Annotated in this window: 13 protein-coding genes; 11 read left to right on the top strand and 2 right to left on the bottom strand. The window is 41.4% G+C overall.

What is annotated here, in order from left to right:
- Window positions 1-21 precede the first annotated feature (21 nt).
- The 8 genes from cimA (at window position 22) to UH38_RS04595 (ending at window position 6,007) form a co-directional block, all read left to right on the top strand.
- Window positions 22-1,632, top strand: coding sequence for a citramalate synthase (cimA, locus tag UH38_RS04630; protein WP_045053455.1), 1,611 nt, complete (start codon window positions 22-24; stop codon window positions 1,630-1,632).
- Window positions 1,633-1,639: 7 nt separating this feature from the next.
- The gene (locus UH38_RS04625) at window positions 1,640-2,176 is read left to right on the top strand and encodes a hypothetical protein (protein WP_045053454.1); all 537 of its coding nucleotides are present in this window, start codon (window positions 1,640-1,642) and stop codon (window positions 2,174-2,176) included.
- 29 nt (window positions 2,177-2,205) lie between these two features.
- Window positions 2,206-2,706, top strand: a complete 501-nt coding sequence (locus UH38_RS04620; RefSeq protein WP_045053453.1) for a hypothetical protein — start codon at window positions 2,206-2,208, stop codon at window positions 2,704-2,706.
- A gap of 5 nt (window positions 2,707-2,711) precedes the next feature.
- Window positions 2,712-3,740: a CAF17-like 4Fe-4S cluster assembly/insertion protein YgfZ gene (ygfZ, locus tag UH38_RS04615; RefSeq protein ID WP_072044879.1), complete on the top strand. Its 1,029-nt coding sequence runs from the start codon at window positions 2,712-2,714 to the stop codon at window positions 3,738-3,740.
- A gap of 41 nt (window positions 3,741-3,781) precedes the next feature.
- Window positions 3,782-4,411: a Uma2 family endonuclease gene (locus UH38_RS04610; RefSeq protein ID WP_045053452.1), complete on the top strand. Its 630-nt coding sequence runs from the start codon at window positions 3,782-3,784 to the stop codon at window positions 4,409-4,411.
- Between the two features lie 19 nt (window positions 4,412-4,430).
- On the top strand, window positions 4,431-4,733 hold the full coding sequence (locus UH38_RS04605) for a hypothetical protein (RefSeq protein ID WP_045053451.1): 303 nt from the start codon (window positions 4,431-4,433) through the stop codon (window positions 4,731-4,733).
- A 154-nt stretch (window positions 4,734-4,887) separates the two neighbouring features.
- Window positions 4,888-5,088 carry a DUF2949 domain-containing protein gene (locus UH38_RS04600; RefSeq protein WP_045053450.1) on the top strand — a complete coding sequence of 67 codons (201 nt, stop codon included), beginning with the start codon at window positions 4,888-4,890 and terminating at the stop codon, window positions 5,086-5,088.
- A 121-nt stretch (window positions 5,089-5,209) separates the two neighbouring features.
- Window positions 5,210-6,007 carry a tryptophan-rich sensory protein gene (locus UH38_RS04595; RefSeq protein ID WP_045053449.1) on the top strand — a complete coding sequence of 266 codons (798 nt, stop codon included), beginning with the start codon at window positions 5,210-5,212 and terminating at the stop codon, window positions 6,005-6,007.
- Between the two features lie 129 nt (window positions 6,008-6,136).
- Here the strand turns inward: UH38_RS04595 and UH38_RS04590 are convergent, their stop codons facing one another.
- The gene (locus UH38_RS04590) at window positions 6,137-6,919 is read right to left on the bottom strand and encodes a Uma2 family endonuclease (RefSeq protein ID WP_045053448.1); all 783 of its coding nucleotides are present in this window, start codon (window positions 6,917-6,919) and stop codon (window positions 6,137-6,139) included.
- A 93-nt stretch (window positions 6,920-7,012) separates the two neighbouring features.
- Between UH38_RS04590 and UH38_RS04585 the strand changes: the two genes are divergently transcribed.
- Together UH38_RS04585 and UH38_RS04580 are read left to right on the top strand one after the other, a co-directional pair.
- Window positions 7,013-7,933, top strand: coding sequence for a helix-turn-helix domain-containing protein (locus UH38_RS04585; RefSeq protein ID WP_045053447.1), 921 nt, complete (start codon window positions 7,013-7,015; stop codon window positions 7,931-7,933).
- A gap of 106 nt (window positions 7,934-8,039) precedes the next feature.
- A complete protein-coding gene (locus UH38_RS04580) occupies window positions 8,040-8,459 on the top strand; it encodes an MAPEG family protein (RefSeq protein WP_235355071.1) in 420 nt (139 codons plus the stop codon).
- Window positions 8,460-8,485: 26 nt separating this feature from the next.
- Here the strand turns inward: UH38_RS04580 and UH38_RS04575 are convergent, their stop codons facing one another.
- Window positions 8,486-8,680: a hypothetical protein gene (locus tag UH38_RS04575; RefSeq protein ID WP_045053446.1), complete on the bottom strand. Its 195-nt coding sequence runs from the start codon at window positions 8,678-8,680 to the stop codon at window positions 8,486-8,488.
- Window positions 8,681-8,800: 120 nt separating this feature from the next.
- Here UH38_RS04575 and UH38_RS04570 point away from each other — a divergent pair, with 120 nt between their 5' ends.
- On the top strand, window positions 8,801-14,485 hold the full coding sequence (locus UH38_RS04570; RefSeq protein WP_045053445.1) for an alpha-2-macroglobulin family protein: 5,685 nt from the start codon (window positions 8,801-8,803) through the stop codon (window positions 14,483-14,485).
- Window positions 14,486-14,502 lie beyond the last annotated feature (17 nt).

Raw genomic sequence — 14,502 nt, 5'->3', positions numbered from 1 at the left:
TTTTCTTAGTTTAATTTGCTTATGACCACCGATTCCTCACATCAGCTTTGGATTTATGACACCACCCTACGAGATGGAACCCAACGCGAAGGGTTATCTGTATCCATAGAAGATAAATTGCGAATAGCCAGAGAACTAGATAGGTTAGGCATTCCATTTATCGAGGGCGGATGGCCAGGAGCAAATCCTAAAGATGTACAATTTTTCTGGCAACTGCAAGAAGAACCGCTAACACAAGCAGAAATAGTTGCTTTTTGTTCGACTCGTCGCCCCCATGTAAAAGCCAGCGAAGATCCGATGCTGCAAGCGATTCTAGCAGCAGGAACGCGCTGGGTAACGATTTTTGGCAAATCCTGGGATTTACACGTCACAGAAGGGCTAAAAACCAGCTTAGAAGAGAATTTAGAGATGATATCCGATACGATCGCCTACTTGCGATCGTCTGGGCGTAGGGTAATTTATGATGCCGAACACTGGTTCGACGGCTATAAGCAAAATCCAAATTACGCCCTGCAAACTTTGCAAACAGCTACAGATGCAGGCGCAGAATGGTTAGTTCTATGCGATACCAATGGCGGCACTTTACCGCACGAAATTAGTCAAATTGTCGGCGATGTCTTAAAGGCAATGCCGCTGCATACTCAATTAGGCATACATACTCACAACGATGCCGATACAGCCGTCGCTAATGCCTTAGCAGCAGTTAGAGAAGGCGCAAGCATGGTGCAAGGGACGATAAACGGTTATGGCGAACGCTGTGGCAATGCAAACTTATGTTCTTTGATTCCTAACTTGCAACTCAAATTAGGTTATAACTGCTTGCCAAAAGATAGAATAACTCAACTTACTCAAGCTAGCCGTTTAATTAGCGAAGTTGTCAATCTTGCCCCTGACGAACACGCTGCATTTGTTGGACGTTCGGCTTTTGCTCATAAAGGTGGTATTCACGTCTCGGCTGTAGAACGCAACCCGCTAACTTACGAACATATTCAACCAGATAAAGTTGGTAATAGTCGCCGGATCGTGATTTCCGAACAAGCTGGATTAAGTAACGTGATAGCCAAAGCCCGCACTTTTGGCATCGAACTAGATAAGCAAAACCCAGCAGCCAAGCAAATACTCCAACGCCTGAAGGAATTGGAAAGTCAAGGCTATCAATTTGAAGCAGCAGAAGCGAGTTTTGACTTACTAATGCGCGAAGCATTAGGCAAACGCCAGCAATTATTTACAATACATGGCTTTCAAGTCCATTGCGACTTAGTTCAAGGTAGAGTTAGTTATTGCAGCAATGCTCAAGCAACTGTGAAATTAACTGTAAACGGTCAAAATATTTTAGAAGCAGCCGAAGGAAATGGACCAGTCGCCGCGCTAGATGCAGCTTTAAGAAAAGCTTTGGTCAACTTTTATCCCCAAATTGCCGAGTTTGAACTAACTGATTATAAAGTGCGAATTTTGGACGAATACAGCGGTACATCGGCGAAAACGCGCGTATTAGTCGAATGTAGAAATAACTTTCAGCGCTGGACTACGGTAGGCGTATCAACTAATATTCTGGAAGCTTCTTATCATGCGGTAGTAGAAGGACTGGAATATGGTTTATTGCTGCATTCTACGCCCGTACTTAGTAACTAAGATCGTAATGCAAAAATTCAATTTCAATAGTAAAGCGATCGCTACTAGCCTATCTTTTGCTGTAGCAACCCTTGGCGGACAAAGTATTCAAGCACAAAATAACTTAGTTTCGCTCACACAGGCAAAGTGCATAAATAGCGGTATTGGCAGTTTTCGCCAAACTCCTTTAGATGTAGCGATCGCTAAAGCAGTATATACTAGCCCATTTTATTTAGGTGCTGGTTCTCGTTCTGCTGCCGTAACTTGTAAAATTAGGCGCGATGAAAATAAGCCGCTATTTCAAACTCTCAGGTTGGGTTTTGGGATGCGCGACAACAATACAACTAGCCCGCCTGTAGCAGTAAATTTTTATGTAGATAGCAATAAAGCTGAAACAAAAAATATTGCCCCAGGACAAAAAGAGTTAGTGTTGCTAGATGTGAGTAAAGCGACAAACGTAACTATAGAGGCAGTTTGTTCTACTCAGACAAGGTATTGCGATCGCGTTTATTTCTTCGATACATTACTTCAACCATTATCAACAGCTACAACTCCCAAAAAGTAACGCTAGCCTAGGTAATAAAGGTTAGATTCATGCCGCCGAAATTTGCCAATACTGCTGCATGGCAACAAGCAGAGTTAATCATGCAGCCTGCTTTTATTCGCATCTTAGATCGCATTCGCAAACAACTCGATGCTTCTAATTGGAAGGGAACTTATGAAAACGTGCTAATTTGGCAACCAGGAACTACAGAAGAAACAAAAGCTATTGTGGAGAATCTAGTGCTACAGCTAGAATCTGCACCACCCAAACAAGCAGACGAAATCGAACAAGCTTTAATGAAATTGCCAACTCCCACGCCAGGATATCAGTTAAATTTGCAGCGTGAAGGGATGGAAACAGTCAAAGTCGATCTTTGGGAACTATGCTATCAGGTGTGTTTTCTTGGCTACAGCGCCTTATTAGCAGAGTCGCCTAATTATACAGTTGAGATCGACACTAACTTAATAGATGAAACTGGCGATGTAGATTGGCAGTTGTTAGATGAAAAAGCAGCAGCATTAGTCGATCGCATATTTGCCAACTTAGGATAAACTTTATGACGCAATTACACGACATCCAGGCAGCAGTGGGGGCAACTTTTGACGCGACAATCCCCGTCAGTTTTGGCAACGATGCAGACGCACTAGAAGCGGCGCAAAATGGAGTAGCAATATGCGATCGCTCTCATTGGGGCATAATTCAAGTAACTGGTAGCGATCGCATTCGCTTTCTACACAATCAAAGTACCAATAATTTCGAGCGTTTAAAACCAGGTGAAGGTTGCGATACAGTTTTTGTCACTTCTACTGCCCGTACTATTGATTTAGCTACAGCATACGTTACAGATGATTCTGTATTGCTAATAGTTTCGCCTAATCGTCATGAGTATTTGATGGAATGGCTAGATCGCTATATTTTCTTTGCTGACAAGGTGGAATTAGCAGATATTACTGGAAAAATAGCAATATTTAGCTTAATTGGCAGTAAAAGTAGTGAATTAGTCACCAAATTAGGTGCAACTGAAATTATCGGACAACCTTACGGAACTCACCAATTATTAAACCAAGTGCGTATAGCTGTAGGTAGCGGACTTGCAACGCCTGGATATACTCTAATAATTCCTACCGAAAATGCTGCAAATATCTGGAAAATGCTTGTAGAAGCAGGTGCAGTACCAATGGGCGATCGCATCTGGGAACAGTTAAGAATCCAGCAAGGTCGTCCAGTTCCCGATAAAGAACTAACTGAAGATTATAACCCTCTAGAAGCAGGATTATTACAAACTATATCCTTCGATAAAGGCTGCTATATCGGACAAGAAACGATCGCGCGTTTAAATACTTACAAAGGCGTAAAACAGCATTTATGGGGTATTAGTCTCGATGCTTCTGCCGATGTAGGTAGTGCAATTATGGTAGGAGAAGAGAAAGTAGGCAAACTTACCAGTATTGTAGAGAGCGATCGCGGATTTTTTGGTTTAGGCTACATTCGCACTAAAGCTGGCGGCGCAGGGTTAAAAGTACAAGTAGGCGAAACTACAGGTGAAGTAGTTGATGTACCGTTTTTGAGTAGGATTTCGGGGTAAAAAATGCGATCGCATCTTTCATGTCTTTAGGAGGCATAAAAATGAGTGTCACTATTCCTATTCAGGCTATCGAACTTACTCCTGGTAGCCACATCAGCATCAATAACATATCCTGGCAGGACTTTGAGGAAATATTGACTAATTTGGGAGAGAAGCGCAATACCCGCGTAGCTTATTATCACGGAACTTTGGAAATTGTGTCTCCGCTAGCACTTCACGAAAGACCTCATAGAATTATTGCCTATATTGTTACAGCAATTTTAGATTCGCAAGGGCGCGAATGGGATGACTTCGGTTCGACTACCTTGAAACGTCCGCAAATTGCAGGTATTGAACCCGATACTTGTTTCTACATCCAAAATGCTAATAGCGTGAAAGGCTGTACCAATATGAATCTATCTATTTATCCACCACCCGATTTAGCAATTGAGGCTGACGTTACTTCAAAGAATACTCTGGATGCTTATATAGCTATAGGCGTTCCTGAAGTGTGGATCTACGAAAATCGGCAACTTAGTATTAATATTCTCAATGAAAATAGCTACGTTCAGTCTCCTAATAGCTTAGTTTTTCCCGATTTACCCATAACCCAACTTATTCCTCAACTGGTACAAAAAGCAATTGACGAAGGAACAAGTAAAATGCTACGGGAGTTAAAATCTCAGTTGTAGTTAGAGTAATACTGTGCTGATGTTAGATAATGTTGAACAAAACGACGTAGTTGATAGCGATAAAAATCTATTGCCTAAGCATAACAAGTTAGTTGGTACGCAAAGTGAAGTAGAAAAAGCTAAAGCTTGGATTGTTAAAGCGCTAATAATTATTTTTGGTAGTACAATCGGCTGCTGTTTTGTTTTAGTGGCTTTAGAAATTATATTTCCTAGCAGTAATAAAGAAACGCTTAAAGATATAGTAACTTCGATCTTATTTGCAGAAACAGTTATCCTGGGAACTGTTTTAGGCTTTTATTTTGGCGATCGCTCAAAGCATTAAATTCCTTCTCAACACATCTAAATAGGCAATTAACTATACAGTATTATTTTATTGATAGAATATTTACCTAAATTTTATATTAATTTTTTGTTAACAAGTAAGAAAATCGAAAAATTACTGCTAGATTATTCGACAGTCAATTTTAAGTAACTTAATGTTATCTAAAACACAGATAAACTTAATAAGATTTCTCCAAGAAGAGATGGGCGTTTCTAGCGAGTGCATAACCAAAGCCCAAAACCAATTAGAAGACAAAACTTTACTGCCAATGATATTGTGGCAAGAGGGGATATTAAGTTTAGAACAGTTAGAGCAAGTATTTAACTGGCTAGAAAAAAGGTATTCGGTTAAATAGGCAAAAGTAGCTTACAACTAAAAATGCGATCGCTGACACAACAAAATTATCTAGCTATAGCTAGGGGATATTTGGCTACGTTTGCAGCAAAAATTAGCTTAGGCGTTGTAACCAAAATCAGATGAAAGCATCTACAACAAAGTCTAGTTCGGGTATGGGGCTTGCGATCGCAACTTTTATCGCTATCCTCGCTACTTTGACTGTAAACATCTTCTCGAATTTTTTTCCACCTAGAGGCGCAAATATAGGGGAAATCGCTAATACTACTTTGCAAGGAGTAATGATTACTCCAGCTAATTATGCCTTTGCTATTTGGGGCTTGATTTATTTAGGCTTAATTGCTTATGGTATTTACCAACTGCGTCCTTCGCAGCGTCGCCATCCGACAATACAGGGTGTAAATATTTTACTAATTATTGCTTGTATCGCTCAGATTGCTTGGGTGTATCTGTTCACTATGCAGCTATTTTGGCTATCTGTAGTAGCAATGTTAGCAATTTTGCTTGCCTTGATTGGTGCTTACTTGCAGTTAGGTATCGGAAAAGAAAGAGTATTACGCGATCGCAAATGGCTGGCGCACGTACCCTTTAGTATTTATCTAGGCTGGATATCTGTAGCCACAATTGTCAACGTTGCTTCTGCTCTTTATGTATCTAACTGGTATGGTTGGGGTATTAGTAGCGCGAACTGGACGGCAATTATGCTAGTAGTAGCTACAGCGATCGCATCTGTTGTTGCTATCCAACGTGCAGACATCGCCTTTACCTTAGTATTTATTTGGGCATATATAGCGATCGCGATTCGACAGTTAAATAGCCCGATTATCTGGATTACAGCAGTATTAGCAGCAATCTTTCTGGGATTATTAGTATTATTTAGTAGCAGAAGACGCAATACAGTTAAATCTATAGCCGATTAAACTAGCGATCGCTCATCGTAACATTACAGCGATTTCCAGCTTGCATCTGCGTTTATCTGCGTTCATTTACGTTCGTAAAAAAGTTTATCATCACTTTACAAGCAAGGTTTGAGCCAGCGATCGCATTTCTTATAAAGTATCTGGATCTATTCCTTGTGCGCGTAACTTAGCTCTTAGCGATTGCAAGTCTTGTTCAGCTTGATTAGCTTGTTGCTGGGCGGCTTCGGCTTGTTGCTGGGCGGCTTCGGCTTGTTGCTGGGCGGCTTCGGCTTGTTGCAGGGCAGCTTCGGTTCGTTCCTCAAGAGATGGATATCTATTTCCTTGGCGATCGTACCAGTATAACCATTGCCGATTCCATCCTTGATAATTGCCTTGCCCCGTACCAATTGCTAGCTCAATTTCGGGTATCCATACAGGATCGCCTGGTTGTCTAACATAAACCCCATCTACTAGGCGATAAACTTCTAAAACTTCGTGCTTGTCTCTTCTAGAATAGTCAGGGTTGTAAATTATGTAGTACGGCGCTCCTAATTGAGTGTATTTTGCAATCTTAGTATCGTACTCGCCCCCGTAAGTTTGCGAGACTACTTCAAAAACTATTAAGGGAACAATATTATTTTCTTCCCACAGTACGTAACTCAAGCGTCCTTTATTGTTTCTGCGCCTTGGTACGCCAATACTGAGGAAACCATCAGGAACTATAGGGGTTGGACGAACTCCAGGAGTATAGCTGTAGTAAATACCCATATCTATAGCAAAAAACCAATCTTGGCGGTCTTTCCACAATAAAGCCAAAATTGAACGTAATAAACCAGGAATTAGCTCTTGAAATTCGTTATCCACAGGTGTATCGTCAGAATCCGGCAGTTCTGTAGCAGATGGTAAGTATTGCAGAGGATCGTACTGTAGCATAACGGGTTACTCTTGGACTCTACTGCTTGAATTTTAGCTGTTTGATAGATGCTTGTTATAAATAGAAGCATCTCTACTTCATTTTGAGCCAAGATGGGAAGGCAAGAGCAAGAAATCAAAATACTGGATTTCAGTCAGGAAAAGGCAACAGATTTTTTGCTGCCTCAACCTGCTATCTTGAAAAGCTCAGGATGGGATAGTATCTATTTTGAGCTTCACCAACAACCAAAGTTCGATACACCCGAACATCAAGGTACTTGGCACGTTATTGCTCATTGTCCGCCTTTTTATACATCAGGCGATCGCACAGGTGAGCGATGGTTGGATAACAAGCGCAAAATGGAAGTACGCAATCAAGGCGATGTTGCAATTATTCCTGCTGGTATTTCACAGCGCTGCAATTGGCAGATTTTATCTCAGTTTGCAATTGTAGCGTTCGATCCATTGCTGCTCAAACAAATAGGTCAAGATTGGGTAGATAGCGATCGCATTGAACTTATTCCTCATTATATGACCGAGCAAGATGCCTTAATTCAAGGTATCGTTTCAGCATTGAGAGCAGAAGTAGAGTCTGACAAAATCGGTGGCGATTTGCTGATTGACAGTCTCAAAACAACATTAGCCATTCACTTATTACGGCAATATTGCACCACCAAACCAAAGCTTTCTAGCTATGTAGATGGATTATCGCGATCGAAGTTGCAACAGATAAGAGAGTATATCAATACTAATCTCGCTCAAGATGTGAAGCTAATTGACCTTGCAGAAGTCGCTCAAATAAGTTCGTATCACTTTTTGCGTTTATTTAAGCAAAGTATGGGTATAACACCTCATCAGTACATTTTGCAGTGTCGGATTGAGAAAGCTAGATATCTATTGCAACACAGCGAACTTAGCATTGCAGAAATTGCTCATCGAGTAGGGTTTTGCGATCAAAGTCACTTGACAAGATATTTTAAACGCGCTGTTGGCATTACCCCTAAACAACTGTTGCAAGCAAGAGATAACAAGTAGTGCAGTGCTTCCTAACGCAAGAATTTACTAAAATACCGCAACTTTATTCTAGAGCGATCGCCAAAGTTCTTTCTAAGCTGTTAGTAGGTTTTTAGTAGAGAAAGCTATGCAACAAACAGCAATAATGGCTATTGAAATGACTCCGCCTCTTTGGGGTTTAGCTATTTTTATTTTATGGGCGATCGCTATCGTCATTCTGCTACTTGCAGTCAGAATTCGGCATCTATCTACTGGTGGTGCAGTCAAAGATTTTGGCATCCAAAATGAGGAAAGTTTGCTGTGGAGACTATTGCGAGTACACGCAAACTTGATAGAAAACCTATCATTGTATGCAGCAGTTGTACTTTTGCTGACAGTGCGCGGCGTTTCAGGAACAGCGATAAATCTACTTGTCATGGCGTACATTGTATTTCGACTCGTACACTCAATCATTCACATCGCTGGGTTCGATCCAAAATTTCGTGTTCTCAGTTTTGCCATCCAGCTAGGTTGCTTAGTCGCTTTAACTACCCTAGCAGTCTTATAGTTGAGAAAAACAAGCTATCTTTATGTCTATTTGCTGGAGTCGGTATTAGCAAGGATAGCATCTACTATTTTCAAATCTTCTTCGATGGGTGCGGTAGCAGAAACAACAAAAACCTTTGGATCTTCCTCAATTCTTCTGACTTCTTCAGCTATTACTTCCTGTCGTAAATTGTCCAACTTTCTGAGGCTGAGTTTTCTTAAGTCTCGTTCGTCTCTAGCCATGTTCTTTTCCTACTCTAGTTTATTAGTATAAAGTGCCACCGCTTGATTAAGGAACTTTGCGATCGCCCTAATTAGTCTAGTTTGTAGGCTTTAATCGATTAGGTGTGGTAAAGGGCATATATGCAAGCTATTGTTAGATGTGGAATACAGATATTATTAGCAGTTTCTATCCTACTTGGCATAGCAAGCTGTAATGTTGCCAATCTCTCTAGAAACGAACCTTTACCAGCAGTTGCGCCTCTTCCTACACCGCAATTACCAGACTGGATCGAACAAATTAGTCCAGTTGGGGAAACCCAAGTGCGATCGCAAATTCGCATCCGTTTTAAGGAAGCTTTAATTCCAGTTGAAAGTATCGATAGCCTTAACCAACAGCAAATTTTACAGAAATTAGCAGTTTTTCCGCCTTTAAAGGGTCAATTTCGCTTTCTTACTCCCCGAATGATCGGTTTTCAAGCCGAATCAGCATTACCGAAAGCAACGCGAGTTAGAGTTACGCTGAAAGCAGGACTTGCAGACTTAAAAAATCATCGTTTAGAGCAAGATTTAGCTTGGACTTTTAACACCGAAGCAATTAAGCTAACTAATCTGCCTGGAACTAGCGAGAGTGGCGAAGTTGAACCCATTGATATCAATCCCAAGCTGAAGTTTACCTCAAATGTAGAACTGGATATAGACTCTCTCAAAGAGCGCGTCAAGCTGATCCCTGAAGGAAAAAAACAAAGTATTGCATTTAATGTTGCATTAGAAGATAAGACGGAAGATCCTCAACCGCAAGATAACTTCGATCCATCTACTCATAATTGGGTTTATACCTTAGAACCGCGTCAAACTCTGAACAAAGCAACTAAATACCAGTGGGAAGCAAGTTCTGGTTTGCGCCCTATTAATGGTAATTTACCTACCGAAATGCCATTTATAAGTAAGGTTGCAACTTATTCACCACTAGCTTTTGAGAATATCCAATTTTTCGGACAACCAGATGCACGTTTTGTTAAAGGTATCGCTCAGTTGCAATTTAACAATGGTTTGGTAGCAGCAGCTAACGAACATATTACAGTTACTCCTACACCTAAGCAATCTCCTCGATTAGTCCAAGTTTATGAAGGCGATAGAGTTGTTAATCTCAATCCTTATGCTTTAGAACCTGCAACTACTTACACAATTACCCTAGATGCAAACCTCAAGGATAAATTTGGGCAAACTTTAGGTAAACCACTAAAGCTAAAGTACGAAACCGGAGATTTGACAGGCGATATTTGGGTTCCATCAGACTTAAATATTTTTCCCTCTGGTAAGGATTTGCAACTAAATATTTCTACAGTCAATTTGCCAGAATCAAGGTACAAAGCAGCTTATCAGGTAGTACAGCCTACAGATTTAGTTTATACAGATTCCGCTTATCCTAGAGGTGAAGGGAACGATTTACTACCTAATCTTGCTAGTTGGCAAAGTTTTAAAGTATCTAGTAAGAAAAATCAGTATAAAGATATTGCTGTACCTTTACGGGAAAAACTCGACGCAGCTACAGGAATGCTAGCTTACGGAGTGCAAGCACGAACTAATCGCTACGAAGAAAATGGCAAACAGCAATGGCGCGAACCTGTTAATTATGGATTAGTACAGCTAACTAATTTAGGCATATTTGCACAGTGGTTTCCCGATTCTGGCTTAGTGCGAGTGCATCACCTCAGCGATGGTGCAGTTGTAAGTAATGCAGCAGTAGAGATTTATCAGTCAAAGTTAGAAGCAAAAACTAGAATCCAACCTCAACCATGCGCGATCGCCAAAACTGACTCCACTGGTACAGTATTATTCAATCGCTCAGATTTGCAGCAATGTTATCCCAATTCTGATGATGCACCACAACTACTTGCGATCGCTAAAGAAGGTAATGATTGGGCTTTTGCTCGTTCCTTGCAATACAGCGGTGCTTACGATTACGGTATTGATGCAGGTTGGGATAATGGCAAACCAGAATCTAGAGGCGTAATTTTTTCCGATAGACAGTTGTACCAGCCAGGCGAAAAAGCTTGGTTTACTGCGATGGCGTACTATCTGCAAGCAGGAAATCTCCAGCAAGATAAAAATACCCGCTATGCAGTTACTTTAGAAGATCCTGATGGTAAAAAGACTAATTTAGGCGATCGCACAACTAACGACTTTGGCACGTTTTCTGTAGAATTGCCTATTAAACCCAGTCAAGCTTTAGGTTACTACTCAATTCGGGCAAAAGCTGATAATGGTGCGGAAATATCAGGAGAATTTCGCGTTGCCCAGTTTAAACCGCCTAATTTTAAAGTCGCACTCGCTCTAGATAAAGAATTCGCGGCTATTGGCGATAAGGTAGAAGCAAAAGCAGTGAGTAACTACTTATTTGGTTCTCCCGTAGAAGGGGGTAAAGTTCAATACTATGTCACGCGCCGCCAAACAGATTTTACACCCCAAGGCTGGGATAAATTCACTTTTGGACGCAAGTGGTTTTGGCCAGAGGAAGCGCCAGAAATTACCACAGATGTGCTGCAAGCCAACCAGGTATTAGATGCAGCAGGGAAAAGCAGTCAAGTTATCCCAGTAGCAAAAGATGTACCTTATCCAGTGACTTATCAAGTAGACGCAGAAGTTACAGATGTGTCTAATTTATCAGTATCAGATTCGCAGACATTTACAGTATTACCGAGCGATCGCCTGATTGGTTTGCAAAGCAATTTTGTAGCCGATGCAGGTAAATCTTTACCAGTACAAGTAATTGTAAGCGATCGCGCCGGAAAGGTAATAACAGGGCAACCAGTCCGATTAGAATTGCAACAAATTATCTACAGCAGCGTAACTCAAGTGATAGAAGGCAGCCAAACGCCTAAAAATCAGTTAGAGTACAAAACTGTCGCAACCACAGAAATTAGGTCAGCACAGACTCCGCAAACAGTTACTCTAACGCCTTCTGAGTCGGGTTCCTATCGCATTCGCGCTAATTTTGCTGATGCTAAAAACGATCTCGCTGCTACAGATACGCAGATATGGGTAGCGGGTGATAGTCCGGTAGACTGGGGAAGTAGATATCGCAACAATCGTTTAGAACTAAGACTCGATAAAGATACCTACAAGCCTGGTGAAACAGCAACCGTTTTAATTCAGTCGCCTTATCCCGAAGCTGAGTTGCATTTTGCAATTATCCGTCACAACTTTATCGAACGCCGCATAGTTCAAGTTAAAGGTGCAGCGCCACAAATTCAATTCCAAGTTACTGAAGATATGCTGCCGAATGCAGCCGTAGAAGCGGTTTTAGTCCGTCAAGGCGAACCTTTGGCGCAAGTAGAACCAGGAAAGTTAGATAAATTAGTCAGAGTTGGTTTTGCACCGTTTTCTACTAATTTAGACGATAAATACTTAAAAGTAGGGGCTACAGCTAGCAATCAAACACTCGCACCGAGTAGCGAACAAACAGTAAAACTAGAACTTAGAGATAGCCAAAATCGCCCAATCCAAGGACAATTTACTGTCATGGTGGTAAATGAGGCTGTATTGCAACTAAGCGGCTATCGACCACCGGATCTTGTATCAACAGTATATGCACAACAAGCGATCGCAACTCGTTTTGCAGACAATCGCCCAGATGTAGTCTTACAACCGCTTTCATCGCCATTACAAAAAGGTTGGGGATATGGGGGCGGATTTTCCAATGGGGCAGCTAATACCCGTACTAGGAAAGATTTTCAAGCCTTGGCTTACTACAATGGCTCAGTTTTAACTGATGAAAGTGGGCAAGCTAATATCACTTTCAAATTACCCGACGATTTGACAACTTGGCGTGTGATGGCTGTTGCTACTGATGGCAATTTGCACTTTGGTAATGGCGAAACAACGTTTATAACTACCAAACCTTTGCTATCTAATCCAGTATTACCGCAATTTGTGCGCCCAGGCGATCGCTTTGAAGGTGGTTTATCAATTACTAACAATACCGGACAATCGACAAATCTAGCTATTAATGGCAATCTCAGCGATGGCATAGCCTTTGCTAATAATTCTGGAAGATTGCAAACTCAGGCACAATCGGGAACTAGCGCTTATCGTTTTCCGATGGTTGCAAATACTATCGGTACTACCCAAATTCAATTTACAACTCAATTAAACGGTGCAAGCGATGCTTTTGCCGTACCTTTGGAAGTAAAGCCGTTAGAAGTCACCGAACAAGTAGTAGAAACAGGCGTAACTAACAAGCAGGTAAAAATTCCTGTAAATGTAGACAAAAATGTTGTTAACGGTACTGGAGGCTTAGAAGTTTCGGCAGCAAGTACATTAATTGGACAAATTACCGCACCCGCCGAGCAAGTTTTGGCAGATAACGAACTGCCATTTTTGGAACCTGCTGCAAGTAAACTAGCGATCGCTGCTAATTTAGCTAAATTAGGCGGATTCTACTCGCAAAACCCAGAATTTAACCCTGTAACCCAAGCTAGCCAAGCATTAACAGTATTGCAGAAACTACAGAAGTCGGACGGTGGTTTTGCAGCTTTCCCCAAACAAGAATCTTCCGATCCTTTTATTTCTCCCTACGCGGCGCACAGTATCGCTCAAGCTAAGGAGGCTGGATTTACGCTAAATTCGGCGATGGTGAGTCGTTTGGAGACTTATTTAGCTAAAATTCTCTCTAATCCTGGTCAATACGATTTCTGCAAGCAACAGTTGTGTAAAAACCAAGTAAGACTAGAAGCTTTAATAGGATTAGCTGCATTAGGAGATAAACGTACTGACTTTTTAGCAGATATTTATGAATCTAGAAGTCAATTCGATACCGTTACCCAAATTAAATTAGCCCGTTACCTCTCCCAGTTTCCCCAATGGCAACAAGAATTTCAAGCGCTGTTTAGTCAATTGCAGGAAACTATTTATCAGACAGGGCGCAGCGCTACAGTTAATTTACCTTCAGGTTGGGAATGGATCGGTTCACCGACAACAGCCCAAGCTCAAGCTTTGCGCTTATTTATTGCCCAAAATAGCCAACCAGAAGCTATAGATCGCCTATTACAAGGACTTTTGGCACAAAGACGACAGGGGACTTGGGCAAGCACTTATGACAACGCTGAAGCTCTAACAGCGGTCGTAGAATACAGTCAAATTCAGCCTAAACCTAATAATTTGACGGCTACAGTGCAACTAGCTGGCAAACAATTAGCCTCGGCGAAATTAGCAAGCAATGGCAATTCTACTCTAGATGTAAAAGTGCCAATTGCTCAACTTCCACGCGGTAAACACGATCTAATTCTCAAAAAATCTGGTCAAGGATTATTGCATTACTTAGTTGCTTACCGCTATCGCTTGCAGGGAAACCAGAGCGGCGCTCTTAATGGGTTGCGCGTGGTGCGGGAAATTAGGGCAGCTAATGAAGAAAAATTGCTACAGCGTTATGGACTGTATGCTAATGATGAGCCATTTAAGGTAAGTAGCGGACAAGTATTTGATATTGGGTTAGAAATTACTACCGACCATGAGGTAAATAATGTCATAATTACTGACCCCATACCAGCAGGCTTTGAGGCTGTAGATACAAGTTTCCAAACTGCTACGCCGTACTTCCAAGCATCGCAAGATAGCTGGGAAATTGACTATCAAACAATTTATAGCGATCGCATTGTTGCCTATGGTAATAGCTTGCAACCTGGAGTATATAGCCTGCATTATTTAGTTCGTTCGGTTACTCCTGGTACATTCCTGTATTCTGGCGCAGAAGTGCATTTACAGTACGCACCGGAAGAATTTGGGCGATCTGCTGCTGCTACTTTACAGGTGGTAGCAAACAATTAACTTTTGTAGTATGTACT

Source organism: Aliterella atlantica CENA595 (assembly GCF_000952155.1).
GTDB lineage: Bacteria > Cyanobacteriota > Cyanobacteriia > Cyanobacteriales > Chroococcidiopsidaceae > Aliterella > Aliterella atlantica.
Note: the sequence above shows the minus strand (reverse complement) of the source record. Positions and strands in the feature narration are given on the sequence as shown.